Here is a 16,675-nt window from a genome sequence, read left to right as displayed (position 1 = left end):
CTGCTCGAGTCGCTGGAGTGCCTCCGACGCCGACGACATCATCCGCCAGGCGCTGCAAGCCGTGCTGCAGGCTTTCACTAATGCCGATGACCTGCGTCTGCCACTGTCGAGAGGCACCCGTCGCATCCCGGCGAACATCGGTCTAGCGCTGGCTGACCGCTGGTAGGTCCGATTTTCTCAGCAATTACCCGAGGCGTGCGGACGGTGTCGGCCGAAAGTCGCATTAACGAGGGACCTCAAATAATTCACGGAGTTGCTGTCAATTTTTTCGGATCGAGGTGAATGACTGACAACTGGGCAGCGTGGCGTTACTCTTCGGATGAGTCGAGCCGGTATCTTCCATGCTGAAAGGAATATTGTGGAGCCGGACTACTGGCTGCAGTTACACAAGGATGTGGTCACGCGTTTCTCCACCGTGATCGAACTACTGGAAGAGGCCACCGCCACTGCGCTTCATTGGTCACCCGATGAGGGTGACTCAGAGGCGTCCTTGCGGCACCTCCGTGGTCAGCTCAAGTCGGTGGTCGACCTCGAGTTGCGCATGCCGATCGTGGCGCCGATGAAGGCCGGAAAATCGACGATCATCAATGCGATCGTCGGGTACGACCTGCTGCCAGCACGCAGTGAGGCGATGACCACCCTGCCAACCCGGATCGAGCTGGCGGACGACCTGAGCGAACCGGAGCTGAACATCCCCAGGAAGGACGCTCTGCTTTTCTCCTCGCTCATCGAGGACCTGGCCGACCCGGTCGAAAAGCACTTCGCCGCGCTCGCCGATAAGCTCTCCCACTTGGAAGAGCTGCTCGAAGACCTGCGCGCAAGGCGTCTCGGTCCAATAGAGGAGAGTTACCGGGGGCATACGCGCGTGCTCAAGGTGCTGATCCTGCTGAACGATCTGGTGCGACTCAGCGGCATGCTGCTCCCGGAGGCGGATCTCATCGGTCAACTCTCCGACGCCCCCACGCTGCGCACTCCTTACTGGCGGCGACCTGAACTGGACATGGCCCAGACGACGGGCCGGCTTTCACTCGTCGACACCCCCGGGCCCGACGAGACGGGGGTCGCGGTCCGGCTCACTGGCGCGGTCCGGACCCAATTGGAGAACTGCCATGTTGTTCTGATTCTGCTGGATTACACCGCAATGGGCCGTGAGGCGGATGAGAAGATCAAGAATCTCACCGACCCGGTAGTCGAGCAGATCGGCCGGGGGAAACTGTACGCGGTCGTCAACAAGGTGGACCAGCGGAGACCGGGTGACCGCGACAATGAGGGCGTCCAGCGTTTCGTCCGCATAGACCTCGGTCTTGTCGAGGACTCTGAGGACCGGCGGATATTCGAGACGAAAGGCCGTCTAGGACTTGTCGCGGCCAAGACGCTCGCGGCCCTCGATCGGAAGGGCGAGCAGTTGGTCATCGCCGATGACCCGGCGGCCCGTCAGTTCATCTGGGAGCAGTACGAGGACGACGAGGATCGCGACGATGCACTGCGTACCTGGAGTCACGAGCAGCTGCGGAAGCGTGCGGCCCGTAAATGGGATGAGTCGGGAGTTCCGCAACTCCTCCAGCACGTGATAAGCCGGCTGCGCGCGGAGGCCATGCCGATTCTGATCGGCTCGGCTCTGAACCGGCTCGTTGCACTACTCAAATCCCTCATCGAAGTGGCTCAGTTACGCATGCAAGGAGCCGCCGCCAACTCGAAGCGGATCCAGGATGAGCTGCGGGCGCTGCAGAAGGAGACGAAGCTGCTGGAGAGGCTACGGTCGGACATGCCGAAGCCGAAGCAGCTCAGCCATGAGATTCAGGGCCGGTTGAACGTCCACATCGCCGAATTGCGCGAGGCCGGTGACCGTGTGCTGTCGGCGCTCGACGTCGGCGATACCCACTCCACTCCATTGGACACGGGCGTCTTCGACAGGCTTGGCCGCCGCATCCAGCACGCAAGGGAGACCGTGGGAAACGCCATCACCGGGAAGAAGCACCGATCCCCCGGGGTGCTGGAGTTCGCTACAAGGGAAGAGGCGGACCGTCACATCACCCTTCTGACAGCGGCTCTGATGGAGCCGCTGCGGAGCGCCTTGGAGCAGGGCCGCGATGAGATCGCCGATGCGGTCTCCGAGATCGCGACGAAGGTCGTAGCAGCCGAGGACAGAAAAGCGCGCCCCATCATAGAGCGGGCCAGTCACCGCCTCTCGACCGCGTTCGAGGTCACGCTCACCGTGCCCGAACTCGACATTGCTTATCAGGATCTCGAGGTCTCTGTGGCCAGCCCGCAGGAGCGGAGGCACACGGTCAAGAAGACTCGGAGCGTTGAAAAAAAGGTCCGAGAATGGAAGTACTGGCTTAAGGTAATACCTCGGAAGAGGATCGTCTCTGAGGATTATGACGTCGAGGAATCAGTCTTCCTTGTCAGCCAGAAAATAGTGCAGCAAGAGCTCAGCACGAGTTTCTCCAGTCAGATCGACCAAATCGCGCAAGAGCTCGGCGAGTACGTCGTCGGAGAGTTGTCGGCGCAGCTCAAGACCTATTACGACGGCCTGGACGCATTTCTCGCACGCTATTACGCCAGCCTGATGCAGGCACTGGAGGACATCGGTAAGAGCGGCGCGCAGCAGCAGGAGATGCACGCCAGGCTCACGGCCATCATCGCCGCCGCCGAGGAACATCTCACCGCGATCGCGAGCTTCCAGCGCCAGCTCAAGGCTGGGAAGTGATCTGCCGCACTGGGCGCAAACACGTCCTCACGTCACGGAGAACCGGCGGCGTCGCGATTGCGAGCCAGGCTCGTCGCCTGCCTGAACGGGCTAGCCGCTTTGTTTGGAGATACCGCGGCGAATGGCCGGGGCGAGGTGCCGGATCTGAGCCGCTTCACCGATCTCATCGCTTGTGAGGTGAGAGCAGCCTTGACCGGTGCGCCCGTGGGCGCCGTGGGCGACGTGAGCGTGGTACGAGATCTGACGGTGCTCCTGCAGGCTGCGGTCAACGCTGGTGCGAAAGCGATGGACGCACGCCTCTCTACCCGTGCCGAAGCCTACCTGCACTCTCTCGACCGACTGCTCGCCGGGGAGCGGCGGCTTACGGAGGCTGCTGCCAAGCTCCCGTCGGCGGCACAGATCCGTGATCAGATCACGTCTGCCACGCACGATGCCGTCGCTGTCGCCGTCCGTAGTTCGGCCGCCGCGCTCCAATCACTGCGTAACACGCCACTCCCCGGGGCGACTGCTCGGCTGGGCCGGGCACATGCAAGGGTCTTCGCCTCAGGCGACCACGCACACGAATTTCTGGAATGCCACTGCCTGCCGATACTGAGATCCATCGATTTCGCCGTCCAGACCTGTCTACTGGAGATCGACAGGGCCGTGGGCCGGTACCATGCCGAAGCTGCAGCGGCAGGTGATGCGCTACGCACCCTGCTATCGGCAGTAGCCATCGACATCGGCGGGAGCACCGTCGGTGGGATCGCGGAACTCGTGGGCGCCGGACCGCCGGACACATCAGCCCGGCCGGCGGCTCCCCGGATGGAGCCCGTAGCGGAGGCGCTCCGGGCGGCGGTCTACAACGCCGCCCAACCCACAACTCCCGAGACGTCCCTGGTGCGTCGGGTCATCCTGGCTCACTCCTATCCGCGTGACCTCAGGTTCTTCGGCCACCGCGGCTACATGGTGACTTGCGATGCCATTCACGCCTCGCTGGCCACGGCATGCAACCAGGTGATTGAGGCGCTTCATGCCGAGATCAACACCTACCTGAAGAATTTGTGGCGAGGGCCGTTCGGTGCCCATCTCACGGCACGCGACACCTACGTGTCCCGCTGCAAGGACATCTTCGTCGCCACGAGGCGCTCGAACGGGCATGAACTCGCCGCTGTACTGATGCAACAGCGAACCCTGCACGACCTCGCGTCGGAATTCGCCGAACTCCGACGAACTGCCGAGGAAATCGCTATCGGCGTGGACGGCGAGGTTCCTCCGATCCTTCGCTGGCCACTGGCCGTAGCCGCAGAACACCCTGGGATCTTGGCAGACACCGCGACCGAACTCACGCGTCTGGTCAACGGCCCCGCCAACGTGCGAGTCGTGGTCATCGCGCCCATGAGCGCCGGAAAGTCCACCCTGATAAACGCGCTCCTGGGTGCCGAAGTACTGCCGACGCGGCACGCCGCGATGACTTGCCTTCCAACCTGTCTGTCGCTCCACAGTCCCGACGAGTGCCCGGCTCCCACGCTGCACCTGGACAGCGATTTCCTCCGCGGACTGCACGTGCTCGCCAACCGGATTCGCTCCGTGGTCGATCCTCCCGAGTCCGCGCGCCTCAAAGTTGAGCGCCACCTACATCTCGCGCAGATGGTCCGGCGGCTACGATCGAGCGGCTTCCAGATGGGGGACGAACACATCGGTGCCGATCGCGTTCGGGAGACGTTGACCGAAATAAACGACCTCGTCCGGCTGGGCTTGCTCCTGACCCCGGGCGCACCCCTGCCTTCCAGCCTGCGTGAGCCCATAAATGTGCTCGTGCCGTACGGCGGCGGCGACCGCGGGCCCAGGGGAAGCCGGATCCAACTTGTCGATACCCCTGGATTGGACGAGGGGGGCTTGTCCGGGGAGCTACGGTCACTCATTCAGGCGCAACTAGACAAGGCGCACGCGGTGATTATCGTGCTCGACTTCACCCGGCTGTCCAGCGAGGCAGATCAGGCAACTCGCGAACTCCTGAGCGCGTTCATCGAGAAAGTTGGTGACCAGGGCGTCTGGGCTGTGATCAATCGGGTCGACCAGCGACGGCCGGGAGACCGCGATGAAGCGGGCGTGCGCCGGCTGGTGCGCAGAGAGTTAGGGGTGACGGACGAGCACATCTTGGAGACGGCCGCGCACCAGGCCCAGGTTGCGCTGACTTATCTGGCAGGACCTTGTTCCGCAGATTGCCCGGAGGAGGAGTGCGCGGGCCGAAATGATCGAATGCGGGCCTTGCTCTCCGTCTACTACCCAGGAGATTGGGAGGAGCGTCTGACAGAGCTCGACGCCGCTCGCGGACGGGAAATCGCGTCGCGCCTGCTCGCTCGCTCCGGCATCCTGCAGGCACGCCAGGCGATTCTCACCACGCTGCACCGGGATGGGGGACGTCTGCTGGGACGAGCCACTGCGCAGCGCCTTCTAGCCGCCCTCACGCCAACATCCGCCGCCGATTCTCAGTTCGCTCGGCTGGCCACGAACCTCGCTCTGAGCCTGAAGATCACTGAAAGACAGCCGATATGAGTTCTTTGGAACAGACGGCGAGTGGAGTTCCCCTGGTTCCGGATCGGATGCTCCTCGAACTGGCCAACGGCATCCGAGTCACCGAGGATCTGAGTAAGCGCCGGAGGTCAGTCTTCGGTCGAATGATCGACGGGATCACGGGAAAGAGCGCACAGGCCGATCGAGTCGCTCTTGGCGCGCTTGCCGGCGGTCAGCGTGCGCTGATGGAGTGGGTCACCGAGGTGACCGAGAGCAGCGCGGTGACCAACCTCACTCTGGCCCGAGTGACACGGCACGTCGTCGACACCCGCCGTCAACTCGCGCAGGTCGACGCCGTAGGCCAGCGGAACACCGAAAGCATGCGCCTGCTGGCCGAGCTCCTCGGCGAAGCACTCAGCCAAGTGGACAACCGGCTCGCCGAGCTGGAGCGCCGTTTGGACTGGATCGAACGCCGGCAGGACATCCTGGAGCTCAGGTTCAAGGCCCAGGAAAGCTTCGAGCTATCGGTTGGAGCATGGGCGAGCGGCCAGACGTACGGCGATCTGCCCTGGCTATGCCAGATTGCTTTACTTGCCTGGGAGGTAGCCACCGGCCCCGCAGGCCAGGTCGAGTACCTCACCGGTGATCGTGGATACCGCGACAAGCTGATCAACAGCATTCTCGGCCACGACTGGACCCGCAGGGCGATCCCCGCACCGTTCACTGTAAGTGGGCTGCTCGACGAGACCGCCATCCGGCTTCACACGGCCGAGCGGCAACTGCTGATCGCGGAACTCCTCGGAAGCGGGCTGACCGGACGATTGGCAACGCCGACGTTGCCGCTGTGCGCGGCGTTGATGACGGCACTCGAACTCGCAGCGATCCCCGATGGCAGGCCGGAGCATCCGGGGAAGATCGCTTTGGAGTTGGTCCGGCTGCGGCACGGATGGCTTGACGGTAGCGCGGAGCCGATTGGTTTCGTTCGGCGCATCGTCAACGAGCAAGCCGACGCGGCCCACGTTCTCCGTGCGGATTTGAAGAACGACGATGACGGATGATGCGATGGAAACACACGGTCGGCTTTCCTTTTCCGCAGCGCCGGAACCGCAAGGCCGAGTTGGACTGGTGCTTAGTGGGGGCGGCGCCAAAGGCGCATATCAGGCAGGGGTCGCGGCATGTCTCGCCCGGCACGGGCTGAAACTCCGAATAATCTGCGGAGCCAGCATTGGAGCGCTGAACGGCGCGATCCTGGCCTGCGATAAGTCTCTCAAGGATGGCGCGGACCGGCTCCTGAGGGTATGGCGCGAGGTAGGCGCCGCAGCGGGACGAGCCGAAGCGCTTCCTCCGCTTCCGCCTGGCGGGCCGCCCGGTCCACCGTATTCCGACGCCTGGGACCCGCCGGGTGCGCGAGCGCTGGGACAACTGAACAACATGATCTCGCATCTAGCTAACCCGGTCCTACGACAGGGCTTCATCGAAGATCTCATCGTCCGACACGTCGACATCGACAAACTCCATGCCGGACCGCGCTTCTATGTGTCGGCCTATCCCGCCGGCCTCGGTATGGTCGTGCCCAGCTGGGGCTGGCTGCTCGACGTGATCCGGGCGCCCTTCACCACTAAGGGACGATGGCTCTGCATCACCCAGCTGGCGGCCTCGCAAGTTCACCATGCGATTCTGGCCAGTGCGTCCCTGCCGCCAGTTTTGCCACCCCGGGAGGTCGCCGGCATCCGCTACTGGGACGGGGGCCTGTTCGACAACCTTCCGGTTGGACCTATCGCGGCCGACCCCGACTGTCACTTCGTTGTCGTCGTGCATCTTCACCAGGGGTCGTTGTGGAATGCGCGTGATTATCCGGGGCTACAGATAGTCGAAATCCGTCCGACCCGTCCCCTCGCGGATGCGGGGCCTGTCGGCTGGGCGAACGGCATGCTCGATTTTTCGCCCAAGCGAATAGACTGGCTCATCCAGCGTGGTTACGAGGATGCGGAGCACGCGCTGAAACCCCTTCGCTCGGCGCTCGAAGCGACAGAACGCCACCGGACCAACCTCTCCCTGGCAATAGACGCGGCCGATGAGCTGGACCGGGAGTTTCCACCCGACGTGTAGAAAAGCGGTCACCCCCGGCCAGCCGCGGGGCGCGGCTGGGATCTCCGCGGAAGCTGTGCTCCTGGCCGTCATCAGCCTGCTGGCCAGTACATCTAGCCCGGGGGAACGCCGGGTGCCCGGCCACTCCGCCTGCTTGATGCTGTGACCGGGCCGGCCCGGGGGGAGTCCTCGGGTTGTGCGTGCCTTGATGTCCGACGGCGCCTCTCCGGGCGCCCGCTCGCCGACGGGCCGGCGCGCCCGCGTCCCCTCGGCAAGAGCGCGGCGATGACCAACGCGGCGACCGCCGCGACGGTCGCCGTGATCAGCGCGAGCCGCAGCCCCTCTCGGGACGGCAGCGATAAGGCCCCGGCCGGCACGATGTGGGCCGCCAGGACGGCGCTGATCACCGCGCTGGCCGAGGCCGTGCCGATGGAGCGCATGAGCGAGTTGAAGCCGTTGGCGGCGGCGGTCTCGGAGGCGGGCACCGCGCCCATGATCGAGGCGGGCATCGCGGAGTAGCCGAGGCCGGCCCCGGAGGACGCGATGGTCGCGGCGAGCACGATGTGCCAGACCTCGTCCATCAGGAACAGCGCGACGGCGTAGCCGGCGACCGTGCACAGGGCGCCGATCATGAGCGTCACCCGGGGCCCGTACGTGCCGGTGAGACGGGCCGAGACCGGCGAGAGCACCATCATCATCGCGCCGCCGACGGCCATGCACAGCCCGGCCTCGAACAGGGACAGTTCCAGGCCGTAACCGGTGACGCCCGGGGCCTGGAGCACCTGCGGGAACACCAGGCTGGGCCCGAACATGGCGAATCCGAACGCGATCGACGCGACGTTCGTGATCAGCACCTCACGCCGGGCGGTCGCCCGCAGGTCGACCAGCGGATCGGCCATCCGCAGCTCCACGAACCCCCACACGAGGAGGATCACCGCCGACGCGGCGAACAGCCCCAGAGTGAGAGGGCTGTCCCAGCCCCAGCCGCCGCCCTTGCTCACCGGCAGCAGCAGGCACACCAGGCCCGCCGACAGCCCCGCGGCGCCGAGGAAGTCGAACCGTCCGCCCGTCCGCAACGGGGAGGCGGGCACCAGCGCGAGGGTGAGGACGAGGCCCACCGCTCCCATGAGGGCCGCCGCCAGGAAGAGCATGTGCCAGTCGACGAGCTGCACGACGAGGGCGCCGAGCGGCAGTCCGAGCGCGCCGCCGGCGCCCAGGGTGGCGCTCATCAGCGCCATGGCCGAGCCGAGCCGCTCGGGCGGCAGCAGGTCGCGCATGATGCTGATGCCCAGCGGGATGACGCCGACGGCGCAGCCCTGCAGCGCCCGCCCGATCACCACCACGAGCAGCGAGTCGCCGACCACGCAGACGAGCGAGCCCGCGACCATCAGCGTGAGGCTGATCACCACCATGCGGCGCTTTCCGTACATGTCGCCGAGCCGCCCGCTCACGGGCGTGAACACGGCCGAGGACAGCAGCGTGACGGTGACGACCCAGGAGGCGTCCTCCGCCGGGGCCGACAGCAGGCGGGGCAGGTCGGGGATGACGGGTACCACCAGGGTGAACATCATCGAGACGATCATGCCGCTGAACGCCAGCGCACCGGTGACGACACCGGATCTGGCACCCGTGATGGGCGTCGCCACCGTGCTCCTTCCGTCGAGGACGATTCGCCACCCTAGCCGTCCGGCCACCTGGAGTCCCGGTCGGTCCCGGCCACCGACCGGTCAGCGGTTGCGGAAGACGGGTCCCGTTTCTCGAGGAAGGCCCGGATCGCCTCGCGGGTGTCCTCGGTGGTCCCGTTGAGGTTCTGGGCGTTCGCCTCCTCGTCCGCCGGCGCACGGCTGCTCATCAGCGACGAGCCGTCGCTCGGGCTCGCCCAGATCGTGACCGTGGAGATCATGGAGGCGTTCCGGCGCCTCCGGCGGGAGGGCACGACCGTGGTGCTCGTCGAGGAGAAGGCGCGGGACGTCCTCATCGTCGCCGATCAGGTCGGCGCCCTGCAGACCGGTCACCTCCGCTGGATGAGCGACCGGTCGGACGTCCACGAGCAGCGCGTCGCCGCCGCCTACCTCGGCATGTCCGCCGTCGTCCACTGACCCCCGTACGCGGGGCGAGCCACGACTCGCCCCGGCAGGCCGGGGAGGAGATCACCAAGATCCTCGGCGACCTGCCGGAGCTCACCGGCGAGACGGTGCGCGGCATCAACGGCAAGGTCGTCACTCTGGGGGACAAGAACCCGTGGATGTTCAGCACATCAAGGTGCTGCCGGGCAAGACGGTCGGCACCACGTCCTCGCTTGAATCGCCTCGCGCATCATGTCCTCCGGCGCCAACGTGGTGTCGGCCAGCGTCACCGCGCCGGCGCACGCCCGAGGGACGCGCCGCCGAAGTCCTCCACCGCGCCTTCCGGGCCATGCAGTACAACCGCGGCTGGGCGCACGCCGCGCTCAGCGCCTACCACATCCCCAAAGCGCCGGACGAGCAGCCGGACGACACGCCGCTGATCAGAACCGAGGACGCCACCACACTGCCGGACCTCATGGCCCTCGCCGCCTGGGGGCCGGCGCACCGCACCACGGCCGCCGAGTACCGCGCGCTGCACATGCTCGAATCCCTGTGGAGCAGCAGCGTCATCAGCTGGCTCAACGGCCACATGACGCCGGAATACGTCGAGGACCGCCTGAAGTTCGCCGCCAAGCGCCTGCTCCCGGCCGAGTCCTCGACGGACAGGCGACAGAGTCACGCGGATGCCGAGCCGGCCGCCATGGAGGTGCAGCTGGCATCCGCCCTGTGACCGTTTCGGGTGACACGACGAAGCGGCCGTCCGGGATTCGTCTTCGCCGCCGTGAACCTCCTCACTGGTGACTCTCCGAGGTGGCGGCACCAGGGACGTGGTGTCTGTCCGCCGGACCGCCCCGCACCATGGCCGCCGGGTGGTGGCCCCCGGCCTTTTGTTAGCGTTAACATTCCCCCCTGTCGTCGTTCTCCGCCGGCTGGTCGCAGCAGGTCGGATCCAATACGAGACGAAGAGGCGACGTCAAGGGCGCAACCTTCCGCCCGCAGCGGGGCGACGGACGGGCGTACGTTCCATCAGGCGTTTCAGGGGACGCCGTGGGTGACGGCGCGAGCGTCACTCTGAAACTTTCGCAGGGGACTTGACACATTTCGGCATGATTTCCAGACTGTGTCCTCAAGGCGGCTTCCTCCTGCCCTGTGGTGGTGTGCGGTGAGGACCGCCGTTCGCGACGCCCTGGTGGTGTGCGTTCCCTGATCACGGGACGCGGCGTCGATCGCGCGAGGTGACCCTCGCGTGTCCGCTTTTCATACAACGGCTCCGTCGTCGCCGGCTGGCTCCGCAGCATCCGGGTTCACCGCGAACGGCATCGCGACACCTGACCGCTGCCCGCACCAGCCCCGATGGCGGCCGGACATGATGATGAGGAGATTTCGAATGCGTCTGCCCTGGCGAGCGCGGTCACCGCGCCCCTCCGCCGCCGCCACCGCGACACCGCCCCGGCGGGCCTCGCGCCGCGGCCTCGCGATCGGCTCCATTCCGGTCCTGCTGGCCGGAGCCGGCGCCCTGATGACCACACAGCCCGCCCAGGCCGCCGTCGCCTGCCGGGTCGACTACACCATCAGTTCGAGCTGGCCGGGCGGCTTCAACGCCAACGTCACCATCAACAACCTCGGTGACGCGGTCAACGGCTGGCGGCTGACCTGGTCCTTCGGCTCCGGCGAGCAGATCACCCAGATCTGGAACGCCACCCACACCCAGTCCGGCTCGTCGGTGACCGCCACCAACGTCTCCTACAACGGGAGCATTCCGAGCGGCGGCAACACGACCTTCGGATTCAACGGTTCCTCGAACGGCTCCAGCACGGTGCCCACCTCGTTCTCCCTGAACGGTGTGGCCTGCACCGGCAGCCCGGGCTCGCCCAGCCCCTCCCCGACGCAGTCACCGTCGCAGTCACCGTCGCAGTCACCGTCGCAGTCGCCGTCGGCCTCTCCGTCCCCGTCTCCGTCCCCGTCGGTGACGCCGACCGGCACGTGCAACCTGCCGTCGTCGTACCGCTGGACCTCGACGGGCGCGCTGGCGACTCCGAAGTCGGGCTGGGTCTCGCTCAAGGACTTCACCAACGTCGTCTACAACGGCAAGCACCTCGTCTACGCGACGACGCACGACACCGGGTCGAGCTGGGGGTCGATGGCCTTCAGCCCCTTCACGAACTGGTCCGACATGGCCTCGGCCACCCAGACCAAGATGAACTTCTCCACTGTCGCGCCCACGCTGTTCTACTTCGCCCCCAAGAACATCTGGGTGCTGGCCTACCAGTGGGGCGGGACCGCCTTCTCCTACCGGACCTCCAGCGACCCCACCAACCCCAACGGCTGGTCGGCGCAGCAGACCCTGTCCACCGCGAGCATCACCGGCTCCGGCACCGGCCCCATCGACCAGACGCTCATCGGTGACGGCCAGAACATGTACCTGTTCTTCGCCGGGGACAACGGCAAGATCTACCGGTCCAGCATGCCCATCGGGAACTTCCCGGGCAGCTTCGGCTCCAACTACACGACGATCATGAGCGACACGACGAACAACCTGTTCGAAGGCGTCGAGGTCTACAAGCTCCAGGGCCAGAACAAGTACCTCATGCTCGTCGAGTCGATCGGCTCGCAGGGCCGCTACTTCCGCTCCTACACGGCCACCAGCCTGGACGGGACGTGGACCCCGCAGGCCACGAGCGAGAGCAACCCGTTCGCCGGCAAGGCCAACAGCGGCGCCACCTGGACCAACGACATCAGTCACGGCGACCTGGTCCGCAACAACCCCGACCAGACCAAGACCGTCGACCCCTGCAACCTGCAGCTGCTCTACCAGGGTCGCAGCCCCAGCTCCGGCGGCGACTACGGCCTCCTGCCCTACCGGCCGGGCGTGCTGACGCTGCAGCGCTGACGGCGTGATTCAGGTCCGGCCCGATCGCGTCGACGGCGCACACCGAAGGCGGTGAGCGCCGACACGGCACGCGATCAGGGCCGGGCGGAACCGGCGTGGCGGGCTCGGTGCGCAGCCGAGCCCGCCACAGTCACGCGGAGAGCCCAGATCGTCCTGCTGTCCGAGGGCGGCGCTCGCCTCCTGCCGCGGCACCGGCAGCCACGCCGATCACCCCAGGTCGTGGCCCAGCCGGGCCGCCAGTTCCCGTACGAGGCCGAGGGCGGCGTCGGTGATGACGGTGCCGGGCAGGAAGACGGCGGCGACCCCGGCGTCCAGCAGCGCGGGGACGTCGCCGGGCGGGATGACGCCGCCCACCACGATCATGATGTCGTCGCCGTCGGCCGCGGCCAGTTCCTCGCGCAGCGCGGGCACCAGCGTGAGGTGCCCGGCGGCCTGCGACGAGACTCCGACGATGTGCACGTCGGCCTCGACGGCCTGGCGGGCGACCTCGGCCGGGGTCTGGAACAGCGGGCCGACGTCCACGTCGAAGCCCAGGTCGGCGAACGCGGAGGCGATCACCTTCTGCCCCCGGTCGTGGCCGTCCTGGCCCATCTTGGCCACCAGGATCCGCGGGCGCCGTCCCTCGGCCTCGGCGAAGCGGTCGCCGGCCTCGCGGACGGCGTCGGCTCCGGCGCCGATCTCCTGCCGATACACCCCGGAGATGGTCTGCACGTTGGCCTGGTGCCGGCCGAACACCTTCTCCAGCGCCTCGGAGATCTCGCCCACCGTGGCGTGCGCCCGGGCCGCGTCCACCGCCAGGGCGAGCAGGTTGCCGCCGGTGGCCGCCCCGCGGGTGAGCGCCTCCAGCGCGACGCGTACGGCCTCGCCGTCGCGTTCGGCCCGCAGCCTGCGCAGCCGCTCGATCTGCCGGGCGCGTACGGCGGTGTTGTCGACCTTGAGCACCTCCACCTCCGGCTCGGCGTCGGTGCGGTACTTGTTGACGCCGACGACGGGCTGGACGCCGGAGTCGATGCGGGCCTGCGTGCGGGCGGCGGCCTCCTCGATGCGGAGCTTCGGCAGCCCCTGGTCGATGGCCCGCGCCATGCCGCCGGCCTGTTCCACCTCGGCGATATGCTGCCGCGCCTTGGCCGCGAGCTGCCGGGTGAGGGTTTCGACGTAGTAGGAGCCGCCCCAGGGGTCGATCACCCGGGTGGTGCCCGACTCGTGCTGCAGCACGAGCTGGGTGTTGCGGGCGATCCGCGCGGAGAAGTCGGTCGGCAGGGCGAGCGCCTCGTCCAGGGCGTTGGTGTGCAGCGACTGGGTGTGCCCCTGGGTGGCCGCCATGGCCTCCAGACAGGTGCGCACCACGTTGTTGTAGACGTCCTGCGCGGTCAGCGACCAGCCGGAGGTCTGGGAGTGGGTGCGCAGGGCCAGCGACTTCGGGTCCTTCGCGCCGAAGTCCTTCACCAGGTCCGACCACAGCAGCCGGGCGGCGCGGAGCTTGGCGACCTCCATGAAGAAGTTCATGCCGATGCACCAGAAGAACGACAGCCGCGGCGCGAAGGCGTCGATGTCGAGGCCGGCGGCGGTCCCGGCGCGCAGATACTCCACCCCGTCGGCCAGGGTGTAGGCCAGCTCCAGGTCGCAGGTGGCCCCGGCCTCCTGCAGGTGGTAGCCGGAGATGGAGATGGAGTTGAAGCGCGGCATGTGCGCCGAGGTGTAGGCGAAGATGTCGGAGATGATCCGCATCGACGGGCCCGGCGGGTAGATGTAGGTGTTGCGGACCATGAACTCCTTGAGGATGTCGTTCTGGATGGTCCCATTCAGCCGCTCCGGCTTCACCCCCTGCTCCTCGGCGGCCACGATGTACAGCGCCAGGATCGGCAGGACCGCGCCGTTCATCGTCATCGACACGCTCATGCGGTCCAGCGGGATGCCGTCGAACAGGATCCGCATATCGAGGATCGAGTCGATCGCCACCCCCGCCATGCCCACATCACCGGCGACGCGCGGGTGGTCGGAGTCGTACCCCCGGTGCGTGGCGAGGTCGAAGGCCACCGACAGGCCCTTCTGCCCGGCCGCCAGGTTCCGCCGGTAGAACGCGTTGGACTCCTCCGCCGTCGAGAACCCGGCGTACTGCCGGATCGTCCACGGCCGGGTCACGTACATCGTCGGGTACGGCCCGCGCACGTACGGCGCGATGCCGGGATAGGTGCACGGGTCGTACTCCCCCGCCGCGGCCGACGCCTCCAGATCCACGGGCGTGTAGAACGGCGCGATCGGGATGCCCTCCGGGCTGTCCCACGCGGTCCCGCCGAGCTCGGACGGCGTGTCCGGTCGCCCGGATCCGGTCAGGGCCACACCTCGGAAATCCGGGATCATTCGTCTGCCTCCAGATCCGCGAGGGTCGTGCGCAGCACCTCGATCACGTCGCACCCCGCGTACAGGTTTCCGTCCACGCCGTCGTACCGGCCCTTGCCGGCCAGCCAGACCCTGACCGCGCCCGCCTTCCGCAACGCGTGCGCGACGGCGGACGCGTGCTCGGCGTACAGCGGGTCACTGGAGCACACGCAGGCCACGGCCGCGCCGCTCGCGGCGAACTCTTTCACGATCACGGCCGGGTCGGTGGCCGGGCTCGACGTGACCGTCTCGACGCCACCGGCCTGGAACAGCCCCGCCGCGAACGACACCCGGGCCGCGTGCTCGCCCACCGGGCCGACGGCGGCCAGGAACACCTTCGGCCGGACGGGCAGGGCCTCGGCCCGGTCGCGCAGGTCCTCGAACTCCTGGGCGTGGCGGACACTCGGCAGTGCTCCCGCGGGTGGCCGTGGTGCGTGGGCGAGCGTGGGCGTCTTCTCGGACAGGTCGGGGAACTGGCTGACACCGACGATCGGCGCCTTCCGGCGCGCGATGTCGCGTGCCCTGCTCTCCCCGGTACGCGCGATCCTCGCCCGCACGAGTCCCGAGGCGAGCGCCGCGGCCATCCCGCCCGCCTCCTCGATCTCCTGGAACCACTCCCAGGCCTTCTCCGCGAGGTCGGCGGTGAGCCGTTCCACGTACCAGGACCCGGCCGCCGGGTCGGTCACCCTGGCCACCTGGCCCTCCTCCACCAGCAAGGTGGAGGTGTTGCGGGCGATGCGGCGGGAGAAGCCGTCCGGCAGGCCGAGCGCGTCGTCGAACGGCCGCACGGTCACCGCGTCGGCCCCGCCCACGCCCGCCGCGAAACACGCCAGCGTCGTACGCAGCATGTTCGTCCACGGGTCCCGCCGGGTCATCACCGCCGCCGAGGTCACCGCGTGCTGGAACTGACCGGGTGGTCCACCGCAGACCTCCGCGACCCGCGCCCACAGCACCCGGGCCGCCCGCAGCTTCGCGATCGTCGCGAACTGGTCGGCGGTCGCGGCGTACCGGAACTCCACCTGGCCGAAGGCCTCACGCACACCGAGCCCGTGGCCGGTGAGCGCCCGCAGGTAGGCCAGGCCCGTCGCGATCGAGCAGCCGAGCTCTTCGGCGTCGCCGCCGCCGGCCTCGTGGTAGGCCGTCGCGTCGGCGACGACCGCGCGCATCCCGGGCAGGTCGCGGGCACAGCGCCGCGCGAGCTCGGCCATCCCGGCGAGACCGGATTCGACAGGCGCCCGGCGGCTCAGGGGATCGGCCCCGAGGCAGCCCCTCAGCGACGAGGCGGGGACGCCGTGCCGTGCGGCCAGCGACAGCAGCGCGTCCGCCGCCTCCCGGGTCCGGTCGCCCGCGTCCAGCGTGATCGAAATCCAGTCCGTGCGTACGCCGTCGAGGACGCGGGGCAGCTCCTCCGGGGCGACGGCCAGCCAGAGCGAGTCGACGCCGTTCTCCAGATCGGTCAGCACGGCCTCCGGATCGGCGACCTCGTGCCGCTGCCGCACCTCCCATGGGCCGCCGAGACCGCGACCCCCGGGTGCGTACGGCGCGAGCCCGGGCAGCCCCGGCCTCTCGGGCAGGTCGGATACGTCGTGCAGCGGGGCGACGGTGATGCCATCGTAGGTCGTGCTCGCCAGCGCCTGTTCGGGCGAGTCCGTCTCCCGGCCCGACCGGCGCAGGACCTCCCGCGCCAGCTCGCGCCACTGCTCCCGGGTGGCGGAAGGGAAACCGGCGCTCACGCCTCCTCCTCGCCTGACGGCTCGGGTCGCGTCGTGCCGGAGTCGCGCAGATGACCCAGCCGAATCGCACTGTGCCTACGTATTCGCTCGCTTCGCTCGCTCATGCCTGGTCCTTGATCTCGCAGATGACCGCGCCCGCGGCCACGGTGGCGCCGACGTCCGCGGACATGCCGACCACGGTTCCCGCCTTGTGGGCGGTGAGCGGTTGCTCCATCTTCATCGCTTCCAGGACGACGATCGTGTCGCCGGGCTCGACGGTGTCGCCGTCGGCGGCGACGACCTTGACGATCGTGCCCTGCATCGGGCTCACCAG

The 16,675-nt window shown here is 67.8% G+C and carries 11 protein-coding genes; 7 read left to right on the top strand and 4 right to left on the bottom strand.

Annotated elements, in window-relative coordinates; translation table 11 throughout:
* The first annotated feature begins 358 nt into the window (after positions 1-358).
* The 4 genes from HHX30_RS38885 (at position 359) to HHX30_RS38870 (ending at position 7,315) form a co-directional block, all read left to right on the top strand.
* Positions 359-2,710, top strand: coding sequence for a dynamin family protein (locus tag HHX30_RS38885; protein ID WP_169988951.1), 2,352 nt, complete (start codon positions 359-361; stop codon positions 2,708-2,710).
* A 135-nt stretch (positions 2,711-2,845) separates the two neighbouring features.
* The gene (locus tag HHX30_RS38880; protein ID WP_169988950.1) at positions 2,846-5,248 is read left to right on the top strand and encodes a dynamin family protein; all 2,403 of its coding nucleotides are present in this window, start codon (positions 2,846-2,848) and stop codon (positions 5,246-5,248) included.
* Positions 5,249-5,370: 122 nt separating this feature from the next.
* Entirely contained in the window at positions 5,371-6,264 is an 894-nt protein-coding gene (locus HHX30_RS38875; protein ID WP_169988949.1) for a hypothetical protein, read from the top strand.
* Positions 6,254-7,315 (top strand): patatin-like phospholipase family protein, encoded by a 1,062-nt coding sequence (locus HHX30_RS38870; protein ID WP_169988948.1) that lies wholly within the window; start codon positions 6,254-6,256, stop codon positions 7,313-7,315. Before HHX30_RS38875 ends, HHX30_RS38870 begins: the two co-directional genes overlap by 11 nt.
* A 92-nt stretch (positions 7,316-7,407) precedes the next feature.
* Here HHX30_RS38870 and HHX30_RS38865 read toward each other — a convergent pair whose 3' ends face one another.
* Positions 7,408-8,877: an MFS transporter gene (locus HHX30_RS38865; RefSeq protein WP_169988975.1), complete on the bottom strand. Its 1,470-nt coding sequence runs from the start codon at positions 8,875-8,877 to the stop codon at positions 7,408-7,410.
* Positions 8,878-9,087: 210 nt separating this feature from the next.
* Here HHX30_RS38865 and HHX30_RS38860 point away from each other — a divergent pair, with 210 nt between their 5' ends.
* From HHX30_RS38860 to HHX30_RS38850, 3 genes are all read left to right on the top strand, one after another.
* Positions 9,088-9,393 carry an ABC transporter ATP-binding protein gene (locus HHX30_RS38860; protein ID WP_169988947.1) on the top strand — a complete coding sequence of 102 codons (306 nt, stop codon included), beginning with the start codon at positions 9,088-9,090 and terminating at the stop codon, positions 9,391-9,393.
* 316 nt (positions 9,394-9,709) lie between these two features.
* Positions 9,710-10,090 (top strand): hypothetical protein, encoded by a 381-nt coding sequence (locus tag HHX30_RS38855; RefSeq protein WP_249350945.1) that lies wholly within the window; start codon positions 9,710-9,712, stop codon positions 10,088-10,090.
* A gap of 657 nt (positions 10,091-10,747) precedes the next feature.
* Positions 10,748-12,250: a non-reducing end alpha-L-arabinofuranosidase family hydrolase gene (locus HHX30_RS38850; RefSeq protein ID WP_169988945.1), complete on the top strand. Its 1,503-nt coding sequence runs from the start codon at positions 10,748-10,750 to the stop codon at positions 12,248-12,250.
* Between the two features lie 207 nt (positions 12,251-12,457).
* Here HHX30_RS38850 and scpA read toward each other — a convergent pair whose 3' ends face one another.
* The 3 genes from scpA to HHX30_RS38835 all read right to left on the bottom strand — a co-directional run.
* Positions 12,458-14,611 carry a methylmalonyl-CoA mutase gene (gene scpA / locus HHX30_RS38845; protein ID WP_169988944.1) on the bottom strand — a complete coding sequence of 718 codons (2,154 nt, stop codon included), beginning with the start codon at positions 14,609-14,611 and terminating at the stop codon, positions 12,458-12,460.
* On the bottom strand, positions 14,608-16,362 hold the full coding sequence (locus HHX30_RS38840) for a methylmalonyl-CoA mutase family protein (protein ID WP_169988943.1): 1,755 nt from the start codon (positions 16,360-16,362) through the stop codon (positions 14,608-14,610). Before HHX30_RS38840 ends, scpA begins: the two co-directional genes overlap by 4 nt.
* A 100-nt stretch (positions 16,363-16,462) precedes the next feature.
* Positions 16,463-16,675: biotin/lipoyl-containing protein (locus tag HHX30_RS38835; RefSeq protein ID WP_283246994.1), on the bottom strand; the 213-nt coding region annotated here is incomplete at its 5' end.

Source organism: Microbispora sp. H10836, from assembly GCF_012999525.1.
Classification (GTDB): domain Bacteria; phylum Actinomycetota; class Actinomycetes; order Streptosporangiales; family Streptosporangiaceae; genus Microbispora.
The sequence above is the reverse complement of the archived record's forward strand: the minus strand, read 5'-3'. Positions and strand labels throughout refer to the sequence as shown.

Coding starts and splice junctions, on each gene's coding strand:
- HHX30_RS38875 (WP_169988949.1), top strand. CDS start 5,371: ATGATCGACGGGATCACGGGAAAGAGCGCACAGGCCGATCGAGTCGCT.
- HHX30_RS38870 (WP_169988948.1), top strand. CDS start 6,254: ATGACGGATGATGCGATGGAAACACACGGTCGGCTTTCCTTTTCCGCA.
- HHX30_RS38865 (WP_169988975.1), bottom strand. CDS start 8,877: ATGATCGTCTCGATGATGTTCACCCTGGTGGTACCCGTCATCCCCGAC.
- HHX30_RS38855 (WP_249350945.1), top strand. CDS start 9,710: ATGCAGTACAACCGCGGCTGGGCGCACGCCGCGCTCAGCGCCTACCAC.
- HHX30_RS38850 (WP_169988945.1), top strand. CDS start 10,748: ATGCGTCTGCCCTGGCGAGCGCGGTCACCGCGCCCCTCCGCCGCCGCC.
- scpA (WP_169988944.1), bottom strand. CDS start 14,611: ATGATCCCGGATTTCCGAGGTGTGGCCCTGACCGGATCCGGGCGACCG.